This is a genomic window from Stutzerimonas stutzeri (genome assembly GCF_024448985.1).
GTDB classification, from domain to species: domain Bacteria; phylum Pseudomonadota; class Gammaproteobacteria; order Pseudomonadales; family Pseudomonadaceae; genus Stutzerimonas; species Stutzerimonas stutzeri_AP.
The window spans coordinates 232,137-249,465 of the sequence record NZ_JAMOII010000004.1 but is presented as its reverse complement, the minus strand read 5'-3'; the positions used below and the strand labels follow the sequence as shown (position 1 = coordinate 249,465).

The following is a 17,329-nucleotide window of genomic DNA, read 5'->3' as shown; positions in this document are numbered from 1 at the left end:
TCCTTATTTGCCCAGTTGTTCGGCGAGCTCGGCCGAGCGTCGTGCGGCTGCGTTCATCGCCTGTTGTACCAGGGTCTCGAAGCCGCTCGCCTGAAATGCTTGGATCGCCGCTTCGGTGGTTCCGTTCGGTGAAGTGACCCTGCGCCGCAATTCAGCCGCTTCGACGTCGCTTTCGCAGGCCATCCGCGCGGCGCCGAGTGCGGTGTGCATGGTCAGCTGAGCCGCCGTGGCGCGAGGTAGGCCCAGCTCTTCACCAGCGGCGGTCATGGCTTCGATCAGCAAAAAGAAATAGGCCGGGCCGCTGCCGGAAACCGCGGTCACGGCGTCGATCAGTTCTTCCTTATCCAGCCAGAGTGCCAGACCCACCGCCGACAATAACTGCTCGGCCTGTTGCCGTTGTGCATCGTTGACCTGCGCGTTGGCATAAAGGCCGCTAACGCCCTGACGCAGCAGCGACGGCGTATTCGGCATGCAGCGCACGATGGCCCGTGGTGTTTGCTCGCCGAGCCATGTTTGCAGGCTTGCGCAATTGATGCCGGCGGCAATCGACACGATTAGCTGGTTCGAATGCAGGTGCGAGGCCAAGTCGCGACAGACAGCCTGCATCACCTGCGGCTTGACGGCGAGCACGATGACATCGGCTCCAGCCAGCGCCTGACCGTTATCGGCAAAAGTCTCGACGCCGTGGGTCGCGTTCAACTCGTCACGTTTGTCGGCGCCGGGGTCGCTGGCGCAAATGGATGCGGCTGGAATGCCCTGGGCACGCAGTCCGCCGATCAGGCTGGCGGCCATGTTGCCGGCGCCGATGAAGGCGATACGGGGTGTGCTCATGCGTGGGTTCCTTTATTCATGCGGAGGGGCATCCGTAGCTGTCTGCGACGGATAAGCGCGGGCGCCGAACAGGGCGGTGCCGATGCGGACCCAGGTGGCGCCTTCGGCGATGGCAGCCTCCATGTCATGGCTCATGCCCATGGAGAAGGTGTCGAGACCGAGGTCGAGTTCGTTCTGCAACTGACGCAGGCGGGCGAAAGCGGCGCGTTGCTCGGCCGGGTCTTCAGTCGGCTCGGGGATGGCCATCAGTCCGCGCAAACGCAGACGAGGCAGGGCGGCAATGGCGTGGGCCAGCTCCGACACGGCCTGCGGTTCGCAGCCGGACTTGCTGGCTTCGCCGCTGACGTTAACTTGCAGGCAGATGTTCAGGGGCGGCAGCGACTCGGGGCGCTGGTCGGAGAGACGCTGCGCGATTTTCAGCCGATCCACCGAGTGGATCCAGTCGAAGTGTTCGGCGATCTGCTTGGTCTTGTTCGATTGAATCGGACCAATGAAGTGCCAGGTGAGAGGAAGCTCGGCTAGCTCGGCCTGTTTCTGCAAGGCTTCCTGCAGGTAGTTTTCGCCAAAATCGCGCAGCCCGGCGTCGCACGCCTGGCGGATGGCCTCGGCCGATTGCGTCTTGCTCACTGCCAACAGACGCACCTCGTCGGGATCGCGCGCTACAGCTTGCGCCGCCTCACGGATGCGCGTTGCGACCTTTGCAATATTGTTCGCTATCGTGGACATTACCTGCGCCTGCCACCTTAGGGTCTGCGCGGCATTCTACCTGCTTGCTTGTAATTGGGGAGTCCCATGGATATCACAGAGCTGCTGGCCTTCAGTGCCAAGCAGGGTGCGTCGGATTTGCACCTTTCGTCCGGCTTGCCGCCGATGATCCGCGTCGACGGAGACGTGCGCCGCATCAATCTGCCCGCGATGGACCACAAGCAGGTACACGCGCTGATCTACGACATCATGAACGACAAGCAGCGCAAGGATTTCGAGGAATTCCTCGAGACCGACTTCTCGTTCGAAGTGCCAGGCGTGGCACGCTTCCGGGTCAACGCCTTCAACCAGAACCGGGGCGCCGGCGCGGTATTTCGGACCATTCCCTCCAAGGTGTTGACCATGGAGGATCTCGGCATGGGCGAGGTCTTCCGCAAGATTACCGATGTGCCGCGCGGACTGGTGCTGGTCACCGGGCCGACCGGTTCGGGGAAGTCGACCACTCTGGCGGCGATGCTCGATTACCTGAATAACACCAAATATCACCACATTCTCACTATCGAAGACCCGATCGAATTCGTTCACGAATCGAAGAAGTGTCTGGTCAACCAGCGCGAAGTGCATCGCGACACGCTCGGCTTCTCCGAGGCGCTACGCTCGGCGCTGCGGGAAGACCCGGACATCATCCTGGTCGGTGAAATGCGCGACCTGGAAACCATCCGCCTGGCATTGACCGCCGCGGAAACCGGGCATCTGGTGTTCGGTACCCTGCACACCACCTCGGCGGCCAAGACCATCGACCGCGTAGTTGACGTGTTCCCGGCGGAAGAGAAATCGATGGTCCGCTCGATGCTTTCCGAGTCGCTGCAGGCGGTGATTTCCCAGACGCTGCTGAAGAAGGTCGGTGGCGGTCGGGTGGCCGCCCACGAAATCATGATCGGCACGCCGGCGATCCGGAACCTGATTCGTGAGGACAAGGTGGCGCAGATGTATTCCTCGATCCAGACCGGCGGTTCGCTGGGTATGCAGACGCTCGACTCCTGCCTCAAGGGGCTGCTGGCAAAAGGGCTGATCTCGCGTGACAGCGCCAAGGAAAAGGCCAAGCAGCCGGAAAACTTCTAATCTTCATAGGCGGTTCGGCCATAAACGCCGACCGCCGAATTGCTTCAATGCGGTTTCGCCCGACGAATACGAGAACGACAATGGAATTCGAGAAACTGTTGCGCCTGATGGTGGAAAAGGGCGGCTCCGATCTGTTCATTACCGCTGGTGTGCCGCCTTCGATGAAGGTCAACGGCAAGATCATGCCTGTGAACAAGACGCCGATGTCGCCTGAGATGACTCGCGAAACCGTGCATGCGGTCATGAACGAGCAGCAGCGCCGCGAGTTCGCCGAAAATCATGAATGCAATTTCGCCATCAGTGCGCGGGGCATCGGTCGTTTCCGCGTCAGTGCCTTCTATCAGCGCAACCTGGCGGGGATGGTGCTGCGCCGCATCGAGACGAATATCCCGACGCTCGAAGATCTGAAGCTGCCGGAAGTATTGAAGAAGCTGGCCATGACCAAGCGCGGCCTCGTGCTCTTCGTCGGCGCCACCGGCACCGGTAAGTCCACTTCGCTGGCGGCGATGATCGGCTACCGCAACAAGAACTCCAGCGGCCACATCATTTCCATCGAAGACCCGATCGAATTCATCCACCAACATCAGAGCTGCATCGTCACCCAGCGTGAAGTCGGCATCGATACCGATTCTTTCGGTGTAGCATTGAAGAACACCCTGCGACAGGCGCCCGACGTGATCCTCATCGGTGAGGTACGGACCCGCGAGACCATGGATTATGCCGTCGCCTTCGCCGAAACCGGACATCTCTGCCTGGCCACGCTGCACGCTAACAACGCCAACCAGGCGTTGGACCGGATCATCAACTTCTTCCCCGCCGACCGTCAGCAGCAAGTCTGGATGGATCTGTCGCTGAACCTGAAAGCCATCGTCGCTCAGCAATTGATCCCGACGCCCGATGGCAAGGGGCGCCGCGCGGTCATCGAAGTGCTGATCAACACCCCGCTGGCCGCCGATCTGATCCGCAAGGGCGAGGTACACGAGCTCAAGGGCCTGATGAAGCGCTCCACCGATCTGGGCATGCAGACCTTCGATCAGGCGCTTTACAACCTCTATGTGCAAGGCGAGATCACCTATGAAGACGCTTTGCTGCACGCCGACTCGTCCAACGACCTGCGCCTGATGATCAAGCTGGGCTCGGAAACCGATGGTGAACACCTGAGCAGCGTATCCCATGGATTGACGTTGGAGGTCAGCGACGACGATCCGGGGCGCAGCTTTCGCTAGAAATCGCTGCGAAAACGTAAGCGAGGCAGGCAAGACGGGGTAGAAGCAGCCGAAGACGCGGAGTTCAGTTGTTCTAAGCGAGCAGTCTGACTGGGCTCGCAACCGAGGCTTTTCTAACGATGCGTTGGGAACGCAGCTAGTTTCGCGGGCCGATACGCTTGCCCGGCTGGCTGGCAACGCGCTCGGCCTGACCGTCACGCTGCGCACCGGCTCGGGCGCGGCTCATCAATTGCGGAATCAGCGGCCCCTCCGGTAGGTTCTTCCAGAAGCGCACCGGCAAATTGCTCTGCATCACCACCTGATTCAGCCGCGCCGGATTGAAGGTGCTTTCGTAATAGGTCTTCCACAGCTCGGCGCCGGCATCCTGTACATCTTGCGCCAGCTGCCGCCAGTGGGGCGGACAGGGGCTGGCGTAGTGCATGTTCCGGCCATCCCATAACACCGCATCATCCGGCGTCGCGATCAGCCACGAATGCAGGCCCATGCGCTCGGCGAAGTGTGGCGCCGCACTGAGCAGGATGTCGTGTGCCGGCTCGAACCAGGCCACATAGTCCGGGGCGTTTACCCTGCTCAGCGGGCTGAAGCGGAGAAAAGCGTGCATATGATGGGCCTCGCGACGTACCGCCTTGATTCGAGCATGCAGTTCGCTGCCATCTATATCGCCGGCGAGCCTGGCTGTCTGATCGCCCTTGGCGACCCGCCAGAGAATGCGATACAGGAGGCTCCAGCGGTCGTCGCTGCGAAATCGGGCTGCGCTTTCCAGCTCGTCCAACAGCTGCCGCGGAATACGGATGGGCAGTGACGGCTCGGTCGACTCGGGGGAAGCGTCGCAAAATTCGAACAGACTGCCTGGAGCGTCGCCGCTCAGCCATTCGGCGTCATGAGGGGCTACGCCCGCACCAAGCAGGGCGCGGGCAGCGGCGCGCCAACCATCGAAGCTGCCGTCGAAGCGCACCTGGCGCATCACCACAGCGCCATCTGCTGAGGGCCTTCGCTGAGTTGCTGGCGCAGGGCTGCTGACTCGCGGTAGGCCAGCGGCGGGCGGTAGTCATGGGTTATGACGAAGGGTTTGGCCTTTTCCAGCGAGCAGCGCAGCCGCGTCAGGTCTTCGAACCGGATGCGTTTTTGCCGTCGCAGGGCGACCAGGCGTTTGGCGCTGAGTATTCCGATCCCGGGGATACGTGCGATCAACGACGGCTCGGCACGGTTCAGGTCGACCGGAAAGTGCTCGCGGTTGGACAGCGCCCAGGCAAGCTTGGGGTCGATATCCAGCGGGAGATTGCCCGGACCGGCGAGTAGCTCGCCGGCGCGGAAGCCATAACCGCGCATGAGGAAGTCGGCCTGATACAACCGATGCTCACGTAACAGTGGCGGCGCTTCGAACGGCACGGTCTTGGGGCTGTGCGGAATCGGGCTGAACGCCGAGTAATAGACGCGACGCAGGCGAAAGTCGCCATATAGCGACTGTGCGGTATGCAGAATGGTGCTGTCGTCAGTTGCGTCGGCGCCGACGATCATCTGTGTGCTTTGCCCGGCTGGAGCGAAACGCGGCGAACCTTTCTCCGTCTGGGCTTCGGTCTCTCCTTGATGAATCGAATGCATGGCCTGTTTGATCGTCACTACCTGCTTTTCCGGTGCCAGGCGGATCAGGCTGGTCTCGGTGGGCAATTCGATATTGACGCTGAGGCGATCGGCGTAGCGGCCGGCCTCGGCGATGAGCAGCGGGTCGGCGTCCGGGATGGTCTTCAGGTGGATATAGCCGCGGAACTCATGCTCCTCGCGTAGCAGCTTAGCCACTCGATTGAGCTGTTCCATGGTGTAGTCGGCCGAGCGGATGATGCCGGAGCTTAGAAACAGGCCGCTGACGCAGTTGCGCCGGTAGAAATCGAGCGTCAGCGTCACTACCTCTTCTGGCGTGAAACGCGCACGTGGTACGTCACTGGAACGCCGATTTACGCAGTACTGGCAGTCGTATAGACAGAAGTTGGTCAGAAGGATCTTCAATAACGCCACGCAACGGCCGTCGGGTGTGAAGCTGTGGCAGATGCCCATGCCATCAGTGGCGCCAAGCCCGCTGCGGCCTTTCGAGCTGCGCTTTGGCGCGCCGCTGCTGGCGCATGACACGTCGTATTTCGCGGCGTCGGCCAGAACGCTGAGTTTGTCGATCAATTGCATGGTAAGAAGCGTCGAGATACTGTTCGTGTATACAGTATCACGGCCGCTTCATCCGGCAACCTCCGCTCGGCAGAAGGTTCGAATGAAGCGAATCGGATAAGCTCGACATGCAATGCCAACGCAGGTGCTTTCAACGGCCTGCTAAACAGACAGCGAGGCTCAGATGCGGCAGAACACTCATAGCACCCTGATCGGCTATCTCCTGTGGATATTCGGTTTTCTCGGTTCCCACCGCTTCTATTACGGCAAGCCGGTGACCGGCACCATCTGGTTCTTCACGCTCGGCCTGTTCTTCATCGGTTGGATCATCGACCTGTTCCTGATCCCATCGATGGACCGCGAGGCCGACATGCGCTTCCAGCCAGGACCGATCGATTACACCATTGCCTGGATCCTGCTGACCTTCCTCGGCATATTCGGTGTGCACCGGATGTATCAGGGCAAATGGATCACGGGGATCATCTACCTGTGCACGGGCGGATTGTTCTTCCTCGGCGTGCTCTACGATTTCTGGACGCTGAATGATCAGGTCTCGGTGCGTAACGTAGAAAAGAATCGATAAGCGCGCCGGAGGCTCGACAAAAAAATCGAGCCTCCGATTCGGGCTTCAAACCTGAAAGCTGACCCGGCCATCGACGAGGGTGTACCGCACCGCCCCCGGCAGGCAATGGCCGATGAAGGGGCAGTTGCGGCCTTTCGAATACCAGGCCTCGCCCGCGAGGGTCGAGCTGTGCGGATCGAACAGCACTAGGTCCGCTGCCTCGCCGGCAGCCAGGCGTCCAGCGGGTAGCCGCAGAGCGCTAGCCGGCCCGTGGCTCAGGCGGGCAAGCAGAGTCGGCAGGTCCAGCAGGCCGTCTTCCACCAATGTCAGCGCCAGCGGCAGAAGAATGTCCGCACTGCTGATGCCGGGCTCGGTTTCGCCGAACGGCGCCTGCTTGGCATCTATCTCATGGGGTTGGTGATGGCTGGAAATGGCTGAGATCACGCCGGACCTGACCGCTTCGCGCAGGCCGTCACGGTCAGCTCTGCTGCGCAATGGCGGCTGCACGTGGTACAGGCTGGAAAAACCATGCAGCGCTTCGTCGGTCAGGATCAGCTGATACATTGCTACATCGGCCGTGACTGGCAGGCCGCGCGCCTGAGCATCGGCGATCATCTGTACGCCGCGGGCGGTGGTGAGTTGGCTGAAGTGGGCACGTACACCGGACTGCTCCACCAGCAGCAGGTTGCGAGCCAGCGCAATGGTTTCGGCCGTTTCCGGAATGCCAGCGAGACCGAGGAATGCTGCGCTGGGGCCTTCGTGCGCCAATCCGCCTTCGGCCAGGTCGCTGTCCTGGGAGTGAATGATCACGGTGAGGTCGAAGGTCGCCGCATACTCCAGCGCGCGGCTGAGGTTGCGATTGCTGGTGAAGTTGGTCAGTCCGTTGCCGAAGGCTACGCAGCCCGCATCACGCAGTGCGACCAGCTCCGACAGCTGTTCGCCGGCCAGGTTGCGGGTCAGGGCGCCAATCGGAAAGACCTTGGCGTGGCCGGATTCGCGCGCCCGATCGAGGATCAGCTCGGCCACCGCGGCGGTGTCCAGGACCGGTTTGGTCGCGGGGGGGCAGCACAGGCTGGTAATGCCGCCGGCAGTGGCCGCGAGTGTCTCGCTGGCAATGCTGCCTTTGCGGCTGTAGCCCGGCTCGCGCAGGGCGACGGACAGGTCGACGAGCCCGGGAGCGGCTACCAGTCCCTGGGCATCGATCGTGTGCGCGGCTTCGAAACCTGTCGGCGCTTGGCCGATAGCGGCGATCTTGCCGTCTGCGCAGTAAATATCGGTTATTTCATCGCGGCCGCTGGCAGGATCGATCAGCCGGGCACCGAGGATCTGGGTTGGCATCAGTTCTGCTCCTCGGCAGCGTATTCGGTTTCGAGCTGACGTTGCGCGGTCTGGCCGCTCATCGCCATGGACAGCACCGCCATGCGGATAGCGATGCCGTAGGTCACCTGGTTGAGAATCACCGACTGGGCGCCGTCGGCTACCGCCGATTCGATTTCCACGCCGCGATTGATCGGGCCCGGATGCATGACGATGGCGTCCGGTTTGGCCAGCGCCATGCGTTGCGTGGTAAGGCCGTAGAGCCGGTAGAACTCGCCCTCGCTGGGCAGCAGCCCGCCCTGCATGCGCTCGCGCTGTAGGCGCAGCATGATCACTACGTCGACGTCGCGCAGCCCTTCGTTCATGTCGTGGTGAACACTGACCCCATATTGCTCCAGCCCCACCGGCAGCAGGGTTTTCGGGCCGATGACGCGGATGTCCGGGCAGCCCAGGGTCTTCAATGCCAACATGTTCGAGCGGGCCACGCGGGAATGCAGGATGTCCCCGACGATCGCCACGGAGAGTTTTCCGAAATCGCCCTTATGTCGACGGATGGTCAGCATGTCGAGCATGCCCTGAGTCGGGTGCGCGTGGCGCCCGTCACCGCCGTTGATGACCGCAACATCCGGGCAGACGTGCTCGGCAATGAAGTGCGCCGCGCCTGAATCCGCATGGCGCACAACAAACATGTCAGCTGCCATGGCTTCGAGATTACGCAGGGTGTCGGTGAGGGTTTCACCCTTGCTGGTCGACGAGGTAGAGACGTTCAGCGTGATCACGTCCGCGGACAGGCGTTTGGCCGCCAATTCGAAGGTGGTGCGCGTGCGCGTGGAGTTTTCGAAGAATACGTTGCAGACGGTCTTGCCACGCAGCAGCGGAACCTTCTTGACTGCCCTGGCGCCGACTTCGAGGAAGGAATCAGCCGTGTCGAGTATTTCAGTCAGCAGTTCACGTGGTAGGCCGTCCAGCGACAAAAAGTGGCGCAGTTGACCGTTATCGTTCAGCTGTAGCGGGCGCTTGGCGTCGAGAGGCGTCATCGAATATCTCATTGGGCGGAAACGAGGGTCTGTAGCTCAAGAGCGAGCGGCGAAGGGCCGACCAGCTTGATCCGTTGCTCGGGCGGCAAGAGTAGCGTCGCGCCGACCACATCTGGCCGGATAGGCAATTCGCGGGCGTCGAGATCCAGCAGACAAACCAGGCTGACGCTGGCGGGCCGGCCGTAGTCGAACAGCTCGTTGAGCGCGGCTCGAATGGTGCGGCCGCTCATCAGCACATCATCGATTAGCACCAAGTGCTGGCCTTCGATCTCGAATGGCAGCGCCGATGGGCGAACCTGCGGATGTAGCCCGTTCTGTGTGAAATCGTCGCGATAAAAAGAGACGTCCAACACGCCGAGCGCTTCCTGCTGGCCGCGCAGGTTCAGAAGCGCCTGAGCAACCCAGACGCCGCCAGTGTGGATGCCGATGAAATTGGGCTCGGTTATGCCGTGCCTGGTGAGGTGTCGATCCAGCGCTGCGGCCATTTCGGGCAGTAGCTGATCGGGGTTCGGCAATGTCATGGGTTCTCCTTGATGGCGGCTCAGGCGGTTTGCTGCGCGGCCAGCCAGCCTTCTAGCAAAAGCGCCGCGGCCAGGGCGTCGACAGGGCGCTCGCGATAGCCGCCTTGCTGTCCGTTGCGCAGGCGTTCGCCTTTGGCTTCGTAAGTCGTCAGGCGCTCGTCGTGGGTGTGCACTGGCAGATTGAAGCGGCCATTGAGGCGTCGGGCGAACTTTTCCGCGCGATGGCTCATTTCGCTGGGGCTGCCATCCATGTTCAGCGGTAGGCCCACCACCAGCGCGTCCGGCTGCCACTCGTGCAGCAACGCCTCGATCTGCGACCAGTCGGGCACGCCGTTCTGCGCCTTGAGCACGCAGAGTTCGCGCGCTTGGCCAGTGACGGCTTGGCCGACCGCGACGCCGATCTGTTTGGTACCGTAATCGAAACCCAGCAACAGACGCAGGGTGCTCATGCGTGGCCCACCTGTGTGCTAAGCAGGCCGAGGTCGACGCCCAGCGATGCGGCGGCTGCATTCAGGCGCTGTTCGTAAGGCAAGTCGAAGAGAATGTGAGGTTGTGCTGGGCAGCTCAGCCAGGCGTTGTCGAGCAGCTCAGCCTCCAGCTGGCCTGGCTCCCAACCCGCGTAGCCGAGGGCGATGAAATGCTGTTTGGGGCCGTGACCGTCGGCGATGGAAAAGAGCACGTCCTGAGAGGTGGTGACCCCTAGCTGACCGAGGCCGAGCGTGGCTTGAAACTGAGCGTCGGCCGGATGCAGCACGAATCCTCTATCAGTTTGTACCGGCCCGCCTGAGAAGATCGTTACCTGCTGGCTCGCGGGATCGACGGGGCCATCCGGGCGCAATTGTTCCAGTATGTCGAGCAGGTTGAGTCCGCTTGGGCGATTGATGATGAGGCCCATCGCGCCTTCTCGATTGTGCTCCACCAGATAAATCAATGTCTGGGCAAAATTGGGGTCCACCATGTGCGGCATGGCAATCAGGAAATGATGCTTGAGATAGGACGTCGTGGCGTTTTTCATGCGGGCTAGTTTCGGGCTTCGACGCGGCGGCTTCAAGCTTCAAAAAGCAGCGATAAGCTTCAAGCGGCGAGCTTCAGATAAAGCGAAGTCTGGTAGCCGTTCGGGACCAGTCGCTACCGCTGTTCGCTTGCGACTTATTGGCTCGAGAGGCGGTCGCCGCGCTCGAAACGCCAGGTTCTGATGATTTCCACCTGATCGAATTTCTGCGCGAGCTCCCCCGAGAAGGGCGCAAACGGTGCGGCGAGCCTGACGATGCGCATTGCGGCCTCGTCGAGCACCGCCTGCCCCGACGACTCAAGCACGCGAAGCTCCTGCACGGTGCCGTTGCGGTCAATCACCACCAGCATGCGCAAACTGCCGTAGATCCTTTGACGGCGAGCTTCGTCGGGGTAGTTGAGATTGCCGATGCGCTCGACTTTTTTGCGCCATTCATCGCGATACCAGGCGCTGATGTCACGCATGGTGGCCGCGCTGTTTTGACGGCTGACACGAGGCCGTTTGGCATATTGCTCCACCTGCTGGGCGAGCTCTGCCTCGAGGCTGGCGATTTCGGCGCTCAATTGCGAACTGTCGAAGACCGGAGCCGGCTGCGTCTGCGGTTGCGGCTTGTCCTTCTGCGGCTTAGTCGGGGTCTTGTCCTTCTGCGGCGCGCGCGTTGCTACGGCGGTCTTTTCCGGAGCCTCGCTCCGGTTGCTTGGTGGCGGCGAGGCGGCCGGCGTGACCTTGCGCACCTCGTTGTCCTGGAACGGTGCCTGCTCGGTGGTTTTCGGAGATGCCTTGTGTTCCAGGGTGCCGCTTCCCTGCTGGTTATCTTGAGCCAGGAAGTCCGCGTCCTTGGGCTTTTCTTCGCTTTTGAAGGTGGAAAGAGTGATTTCCAGCGACTTGCTGATCTGCTTCGGTTCGCTCAGGGAAAAGCCAAGTCCAAGGATCAAGGCCGCGTGCAGTGCGGCCGCGAGAAATATCGTGAAGCCGAGACGATCCGCCGGACGGACGCCGGTGTTGGCAGGGAGGGATTGGCGTGTAGCGGCGTTCATCTAAATTCGGTCGGCTAGAGGTGCGCGCAGTCTGCCGACTTTGAGCTTGAGGCCGCAAGCTTCAAACTCAAAGCTGATAGCTCGGTCATAGAAAAGCGATTAGAAGCTTGAAGCTGGGAGACAAAGAGCTGGCAGTTCCAGCTTCCAGCTTCCAGCTTCCAGCTTTTAGCTTTTAGCGCTTCAGCTTTCCGGCGATCGCATCCATCAGACGTTCCCCGATGCGCGTGTCGAACGCATTGTCGATCTCGCGAATGCAGGTTGGGCTGGTGATGTTGATTTCAGTAAGGAAGTCACCGATCACGTCCAGCCCGACGAACAGCAGCCCGCGCTTGCGCAGCTCCGGCCCGACGATGGCTGCGATCTCTCGGTCGCGGTCGGATAGCGGTTGTGCGACGCCGCGCCCGCCAGCGGCAAGGTTGCCACGGGTTTCGCCGGCTGCCGGAATGCGCGCCAGGCAGTAGGGCACCGGTTCGCCATCGATCATCAGAATTCGCTTGTCGCCATCCTTGATGGCCGGGATGTAGCGTTGTGCCATGATCTGGCGGTTGCCGTGTTCAGTCAGTACTTCGAGGATCACTGAAAGGTTGGGGTCCCCTTCGCGGTGGCGGAAAATCGAGGCGCCGCCCATTTCATCCAGTGGTTTGAGAATGATGTCACGCTGCTCGCGGGCGAACTCCCGCAGAATGTCGGACCGTCGGCTGACAAGCGTTGGCGGTGTGCACTGCGGAAATTGGGTCGCAAAGAACTTCTCGTTGCAATCGCGCAGGCTCTGCGGTCGGTTTACTACCAGCGTGCCGGCTTGTTCGGCGAGTTCCAGCAAATAGGTCGCGTATATGTATTCGCTGTTGAAAGGCGGGTCCTTGCGCATCAGGATGACGTCGAGCTCGGCCAGAGGGCTGTCAAGCTCCTCGCCAGTTTCGTACCAGTGCTGGGGGTCGTTGAAGACCTCGAGCGGGCGCATACGGGCGCGTGCTTCGCCGCCGAGCTGGTACAGGTCGCGCTGCTCCATATAGTAGATCGTCCAGCTGCGAGCCTGGGCTGCCAGCAGCATGGCCAGGGAGCTGTCCTTCTTGAATGCGATCTGCGCGATTGGGTCCATGATGATCCCGACGCGAACAGTCATGTGATGATCTCCAACGAGGGGGCAGAGCAGGGCTGCCGAGGCTGAAATGTCGACGCAGATTGGCGGTGGATGTGCGTTGGGTCAAGGAAAATCCCGCTGCTACGGTGGCGGATGGCTTGCATTTGAGGAGTGTGCTAAAAAGGTCCGGCGATTGGGTGCAGCCCATCGATGGCAGGTCCTCTAGCGCACTGACATAACGATAAACTACGACTCACCGAGGCGATGGTAGGGCGAAATGGAACAGCACTCCGAGGGCTTGAAGGTCATGGTGATCGACGATTCGAAAACGATTCGTCGGACCGCCGAAACGCTGCTGAAGAAGGTTGGTTGTGATGTGATCACGGCGGTGGATGGCTTCGATGCGCTCGCCAAGATAGCGGATAGCCGCCCGCGCATCATTTTCGTCGATATCATGATGCCTCGGCTTGATGGTTATCAGACTTGCGCGCTGATCAAGAACAACAGTTCGTTCAAGTCCACGCCGGTAATCATGCTGTCGTCCAAAGATGGCCTGTTCGACAAGGCCAAAGGGCGGATTGTGGGGTCGGATCAATACCTCACCAAGCCTTTCAGCAAAGAAGAGTTGCTCGGTGCTATCAAGGCTCACGTGCCTGATTTTGCGCCGACAGAGCAAGTATCCTGAAGTTCGGCCCTGTGTGCCGCTGAAGCCTTTCCGTGGAGAAATCATGGCTCGCGTTCTGATTGTTGATGACTCGCCGACCGAGATGTACAAGTTGACGGCCATGCTGGAAAAGCATGGTCATGTCGTTCTGAAAGCCGAAAACGGTGCCGATGGCGTAGCACTCGCGCGTCAGGAAAAACCCGATGCGGTCCTGATGGACATCGTCATGCCTGGCCTGAATGGCTTTCAGGCTACTCGCCAACTGACCAAAGATGCTGAAACCAGTCACATTCCGGTGATCATTGTGACGACCAAGGATCAGGAAACCGATAAGGTCTGGGGAAAGCGTCAAGGCGCCAAGGATTACCTGACCAAGCCGGTAGATGAAGCGACACTGCTGAAGACCCTGAACGCGGTACTCGCCGGTTAATCGGCGGCTTGCAAATCGAACAAGGGATGTTGCCAGCAATGTCGGATACGCCTACGCCGTTTCAGCGACTCCTGGAGATTGATGCTCGTTGCCGCACGATGGCCGCCGGACTGCCTTCGCAGCAGGAGGCTATTCAGACTTGGGCTGGTATCGGTTTTCGGATGGGGGGGCGACTGTTCGTTGCTCCGATGGGGGAGGTCGGCGAAATACTCCATGAACCACGCTATACCTTGCTACCCGGTGTGAAAGCCTGGGTCAAAGGCGTGGCGAACGTGCGCGGTAGGCTATTGCCGATCATGGATCTGTGCGGCTATTTCGGCCTGGAATTGTCGGCGCTGCGCAAGCAGCGGCGCGTGCTGGTGGTCGATCACCGGGAGGTGTTTGCGGGACTTACGGTCGATGAAGTGTTCGGCATGCAATATTTCCCGGTAGATGCCTTCTCCGAGCAGTTGCCACCGGTCGAGGCGTCGATTCAGCCCTTCATTCATGGTGTCTTTCAGCGTGAGCAGCCCTGGCTGGTCTTCAGTCCGCACGCGCTTGCCGCGCATCAGACATTTCTGGACGTGGCGTATTGATTTAGGTGGGGTCGGCTGATGCCGGCCTTTTGGTTCTTGGAAGGAAACGTACGGGTGGTCCAGGCGGGGGCCGGAAAAAATGAAAAAAATGAACGCAAAAGCATTGCTGGCAGGGGTGCGTAGCAATACGTTGATCGCCGGGCTGTTTATCCTTCTGATCGTGTCGATGGTGCTGTTGTTCGTGAACTTCGCGTACATCAATACCCAGGCCGACTATGACAACGAATACATAGGACACGCAGGTGAGCTGCGAGTTCTGTCCCAGCGCATCGCGAAGAACGCGGTGGAAGCGGCCGCCGGTACGCCGGACGCGTTCGCCTCGCTGAAAGACGCACGAAACGACTTCAGCCAGCGCTGGGGTTATCTGTCCGAAGGTGACGACCGTATCGGCCTACCCGCCGTTCCGCAGTCGCTCCAGGCAGAAGTGGCCACGGTACAGCAGGACTGGGATACGTTGCGGCAGAACACCGACGCGATCCTCGCCAGCGAACAAACCGTACTGTCGCTGCATCAGGTCGCCGCGACCCTCGCCGAAACCATCCCGCAGCTGCAGGTTGAGTACGAAGAGGTCGTCGATATCCTTCTCGAGAGTGGTGCGCCGGCGGCTCAGGTTTCGGTTGCTCAGCGCCAGTCGCTGCTTGCGGAACGTATTCTGGGTTCGGTGAACAAGGTGCTGTCTGGTGACCAGGACTCGGTTCAGGCCGCCGACATGTTCGGCCGTGATGCCAGCCTGTTCGGTCGTGTACTCACGGCGATGCTCGAAGGCAATGAAGCCATGGGCATCACCCGCGTTAACGATGTCGAAGCGCTGGATCGTCTGGCCGCGATTTCCGAACTGTTCCAGTTCGTTTCCGGCTCGGTGGACGAGATCCTCGAAACCTCACCTGAACTGTTCCAGGTGCGCGAATCGTCGAACAGCATTTTCGAGGTATCGCAAACGCTGCTTGAAAAGACTTCCGTGCTGACCCAGGGCCTACAGGCGCGTGCCGACGCCCGTTACGTCAATACCCTCGCTGGTTATGTTCTCGGTGCGCTGGCCCTTGCGTCGATTCTGCTGATCGGTCTGGTCATGGTGCAGGAAACGCGTCGTCGTCTGACTGAGACAGCGGAAAAGAACGAGCGTAACCAGACGGCGATTCTGCGTCTGCTCGATGAAATCGGCGACTTGGCTGACGGTGACCTTACAGTGGCCGCTACGGTTACCGAAGACTTTACCGGCGCCATCGCCGACTCGATCAACTACTCCATCGACCAGCTGCGTGATCTGGTCGAGACAATTAACCAGACTGCCGTTCAGGTATCGGGTGCGGCGCAGGAGACGCAGGCGACCGCGATGCATCTAGCCGAGGCGTCCGAGCACCAGGCTCAGGAGATCGCCGGGGCCTCGGCGGCCATCAACGAAATGGCTGTCTCGATTGACCAGGTATCTGCTAACGCCGCCGAGTCGTCCGCGGTAGCGGAACGCTCGGTAGCCATTGCCAACAAGGGTAACGAGGTCGTTCACAACACCATTACCGGCATGGATAACATCCGTGAACAGATTCAGGACACCTCCAAGCGGATCAAGCGTCTCGGTGAGTCCTCCCAGGAGATCGGTGACATCGTAAGTCTGATTAACGACATTGCCGACCAGACCAACATCCTCGCACTGAACGCAGCCATCCAGGCATCCATGGCCGGCGACGCGGGCCGAGGCTTCGCGGTGGTTGCGGACGAAGTACAGCGTCTTGCTGAGCGTTCTTCCGCTGCAACCAAGCAGATCGAAGCGCTGGTCAAGACCATTCAGACCGACACCAACGAAGCCGTTATCTCCATGGAGCAGACCACCTCCGAAGTGGTACGAGGCGCTCGTCTGGCACAGGACGCGGGTGTCGCGCTCGAGGAGATCGAGAAGGTATCGAGGAGCCTCGCGGCACTCATCCAGAATATTTCCAATGCCGCTCGCCAGCAGGCGTCTTCGGCCGGTCATATTTCCAACACCATGAACGTCATCCAGGAAATCACCTCGCAAACCTCGTCGGGCACCACCGCGACCGCGAAGAGCATTGGTAATCTCGCGAAGATGGCCAACGAAATGCGGCATTCGGTTTCCGGCTTTACCTTGCCGGAAACGCAGGAACAGGCCTGATTGAGAACACGGCAGCCGGATGACGGCAGCCGTGAACGTTCATGAGTGAGGGGCAGGGCATGCAGCCAAGCGTTGACTGGTCACTGAGACCCTTGGCCGATATGTCGTCAGCGGAGTTCCATGATTGGCAGGCGTTGCTCGAAGAACGCTCCGGCATGGTGGTCACGGAGCAACGACGAGCTTTCCTGCAAGCGAACCTGAGCAGCCGTATGCGCGAAGTCGGTGTGGCTGATTACGCCAGCTACTATCGTCAGGTTACCGATGGGCCACGGGGCGCGGTGGAGTGGTCGTCCCTGATGGACCGCCTGACGGTGCAGGAAACCCGCTTCTTTCGCCACCCGCCTTCGTTTGCGCTGCTTTCGCGCTACATGCAGCAACGCTGCGACGTGCGCAACGATGCGCAGCCCTGGTCGTTATGGAGCGTCGGTTGTGCGAGCGGTGAGGAAACTTACTCGTTGGCGATCTGTGCTGCCGAGGCGCTGACACGCAGCGGCGACGAGGCGCAATACGGCGTGATCGGCACCGATATCAGTCTCAGCGCCTTGGCACGGTCGCGGGATGGCTTCTACAGTCATCGTCGACTTGAACACCTGGCTTCGGACCTGCGAGAACGCTATTTCCAGTTGCTGCCGGATGATCGTTTTCAAGTGTTACCCAGCTTGGCGGCACGTGTGTGCTTCGCCAGGCTTAACGTGCTGGAGCTGGCCGGCGCGCCCATGTCCAATATGGACGTCATCTTTTGTCAGAACCTGTTGATTTACTTCCGTCGCTGGCGCCGCCGCGAAATCCTCAATCGTCTGGCTGAACGCCTGGCGCCGGGAGGGTTGCTGGTCATTGGTGCGGGAGAGGTAGTCGGCTGGCAGCACCCGGAGCTGGTGCCGGTGGCTGATAGTCAGGTTTTGGCTTTTACCCGGAAATGTTTATGAG

19 protein-coding genes are annotated in these 17,329 nt (G+C 60.6%); 8 read left to right on the top strand and 11 right to left on the bottom strand.

Translation table 11 applies throughout. From position 1 onward, the window contains the following. Positions 1-3: 3 nt before the first annotated feature. The gene (gene proC, locus NA647_RS08390; protein WP_256057265.1) at positions 4-831 is read right to left on the bottom strand and encodes a pyrroline-5-carboxylate reductase; all 828 of its coding nucleotides are present in this window, start codon (positions 829-831) and stop codon (positions 4-6) included. A 12-nt stretch (positions 832-843) separates the two neighbouring features. Next, the gene (locus NA647_RS08385; protein ID WP_256057264.1) at positions 844-1,557 is read right to left on the bottom strand and encodes a YggS family pyridoxal phosphate-dependent enzyme; all 714 of its coding nucleotides are present in this window, start codon (positions 1,555-1,557) and stop codon (positions 844-846) included. 66 nt (positions 1,558-1,623) lie between these two features. Here NA647_RS08385 and pilT point away from each other — a divergent pair, with 66 nt between their 5' ends. Both pilT and NA647_RS08375 read left to right on the top strand, forming a co-directional pair. Further along, positions 1,624-2,658 carry a type IV pilus twitching motility protein PilT gene (gene pilT, locus NA647_RS08380; RefSeq protein ID WP_014851216.1) on the top strand — a complete coding sequence of 345 codons (1,035 nt, stop codon included), beginning with the start codon at positions 1,624-1,626 and terminating at the stop codon, positions 2,656-2,658. A gap of 80 nt (positions 2,659-2,738) precedes the next feature. Further along, entirely contained in the window at positions 2,739-3,884 is a 1,146-nt protein-coding gene (locus NA647_RS08375) for a PilT/PilU family type 4a pilus ATPase (RefSeq protein WP_256057263.1), read from the top strand. A 136-nt stretch (positions 3,885-4,020) separates the two neighbouring features. Here NA647_RS08375 and NA647_RS08370 read toward each other — a convergent pair whose 3' ends face one another. Further along, complete coding sequence (locus NA647_RS08370) at positions 4,021-4,848, bottom strand: TIGR03915 family putative DNA repair protein (RefSeq protein ID WP_256057262.1); 828 nt, start codon at positions 4,846-4,848, stop codon at positions 4,021-4,023. After that, entirely contained in the window at positions 4,848-6,059 is a 1,212-nt protein-coding gene (locus NA647_RS08365; RefSeq protein WP_256057261.1) for a putative DNA modification/repair radical SAM protein, read from the bottom strand. The genes NA647_RS08370 and NA647_RS08365 overlap by 1 nt, the downstream gene beginning before the upstream one ends. Before the next feature lie 163 nt (positions 6,060-6,222). Between NA647_RS08365 and NA647_RS08360 the strand changes: the two genes are divergently transcribed. Then, positions 6,223-6,621 carry an NINE protein gene (locus tag NA647_RS08360; RefSeq protein WP_256047358.1) on the top strand — a complete coding sequence of 133 codons (399 nt, stop codon included), beginning with the start codon at positions 6,223-6,225 and terminating at the stop codon, positions 6,619-6,621. A gap of 45 nt (positions 6,622-6,666) precedes the next feature. Here NA647_RS08360 and NA647_RS08355 read toward each other — a convergent pair whose 3' ends face one another. The 7 genes from NA647_RS08355 to gshB form a co-directional block, all read right to left on the bottom strand. Further along, positions 6,667-7,938, bottom strand: a complete 1,272-nt coding sequence (locus NA647_RS08355; RefSeq protein ID WP_256057260.1) for a dihydroorotase — start codon at positions 7,936-7,938, stop codon at positions 6,667-6,669. Continuing rightward, positions 7,938-8,954: an aspartate carbamoyltransferase catalytic subunit gene (locus tag NA647_RS08350; RefSeq protein ID WP_256057259.1), complete on the bottom strand. Its 1,017-nt coding sequence runs from the start codon at positions 8,952-8,954 to the stop codon at positions 7,938-7,940. Before NA647_RS08350 ends, NA647_RS08355 begins: the two co-directional genes overlap by 1 nt. An 8-nt stretch (positions 8,955-8,962) precedes the next feature. Continuing rightward, positions 8,963-9,475 carry a bifunctional pyr operon transcriptional regulator/uracil phosphoribosyltransferase PyrR gene (pyrR, locus tag NA647_RS08345; RefSeq protein WP_256057258.1) on the bottom strand — a complete coding sequence of 171 codons (513 nt, stop codon included), beginning with the start codon at positions 9,473-9,475 and terminating at the stop codon, positions 8,963-8,965. Positions 9,476-9,495: 20 nt separating this feature from the next. Next, positions 9,496-9,924 carry a Holliday junction resolvase RuvX gene (ruvX, locus tag NA647_RS08340; RefSeq protein WP_256057257.1) on the bottom strand — a complete coding sequence of 143 codons (429 nt, stop codon included), beginning with the start codon at positions 9,922-9,924 and terminating at the stop codon, positions 9,496-9,498. Continuing rightward, positions 9,921-10,490, bottom strand: a complete 570-nt coding sequence (locus NA647_RS08335) for a YqgE/AlgH family protein (protein WP_256047363.1) — start codon at positions 10,488-10,490, stop codon at positions 9,921-9,923. Before NA647_RS08335 ends, ruvX begins: the two co-directional genes overlap by 4 nt. Before the next feature lie 134 nt (positions 10,491-10,624). Further along, complete coding sequence (locus NA647_RS08330) at positions 10,625-11,524, bottom strand: energy transducer TonB (protein WP_256057256.1); 900 nt, start codon at positions 11,522-11,524, stop codon at positions 10,625-10,627. A 172-nt stretch (positions 11,525-11,696) separates the two neighbouring features. Further along, complete coding sequence (gene gshB, locus NA647_RS08325; RefSeq protein WP_256057255.1) at positions 11,697-12,647, bottom strand: glutathione synthase; 951 nt, start codon at positions 12,645-12,647, stop codon at positions 11,697-11,699. Between the two features lie 235 nt (positions 12,648-12,882). Here gshB and pilG point away from each other — a divergent pair, with 235 nt between their 5' ends. The 5 genes from pilG to NA647_RS08300 all read left to right on the top strand — a co-directional run bounded on the left by pilG (position 12,883) and on the right by NA647_RS08300 (position 17,328). Then, positions 12,883-13,290 carry a twitching motility response regulator PilG gene (gene pilG, locus NA647_RS08320; protein ID WP_256047366.1) on the top strand — a complete coding sequence of 136 codons (408 nt, stop codon included), beginning with the start codon at positions 12,883-12,885 and terminating at the stop codon, positions 13,288-13,290. Positions 13,291-13,333: 43 nt separating this feature from the next. Then, positions 13,334-13,699, top strand: a complete 366-nt coding sequence (gene pilH / locus NA647_RS08315; RefSeq protein WP_021206021.1) for a twitching motility response regulator PilH — start codon at positions 13,334-13,336, stop codon at positions 13,697-13,699. Positions 13,700-13,737: 38 nt separating this feature from the next. Next, positions 13,738-14,274: a chemotaxis protein CheW gene (locus NA647_RS08310; protein WP_256057254.1), complete on the top strand. Its 537-nt coding sequence runs from the start codon at positions 13,738-13,740 to the stop codon at positions 14,272-14,274. Positions 14,275-14,353: 79 nt separating this feature from the next. Further along, a complete protein-coding gene (locus tag NA647_RS08305; RefSeq protein WP_256057253.1) occupies positions 14,354-16,402 on the top strand; it encodes a methyl-accepting chemotaxis protein in 2,049 nt (682 codons plus the stop codon). A gap of 59 nt (positions 16,403-16,461) precedes the next feature. Beyond that, positions 16,462-17,328 (top strand): CheR family methyltransferase, encoded by an 867-nt coding sequence (locus tag NA647_RS08300; protein ID WP_256057252.1) that lies wholly within the window; start codon positions 16,462-16,464, stop codon positions 17,326-17,328. The last annotated feature ends 1 nt before the right edge of the window (position 17,329 follow it).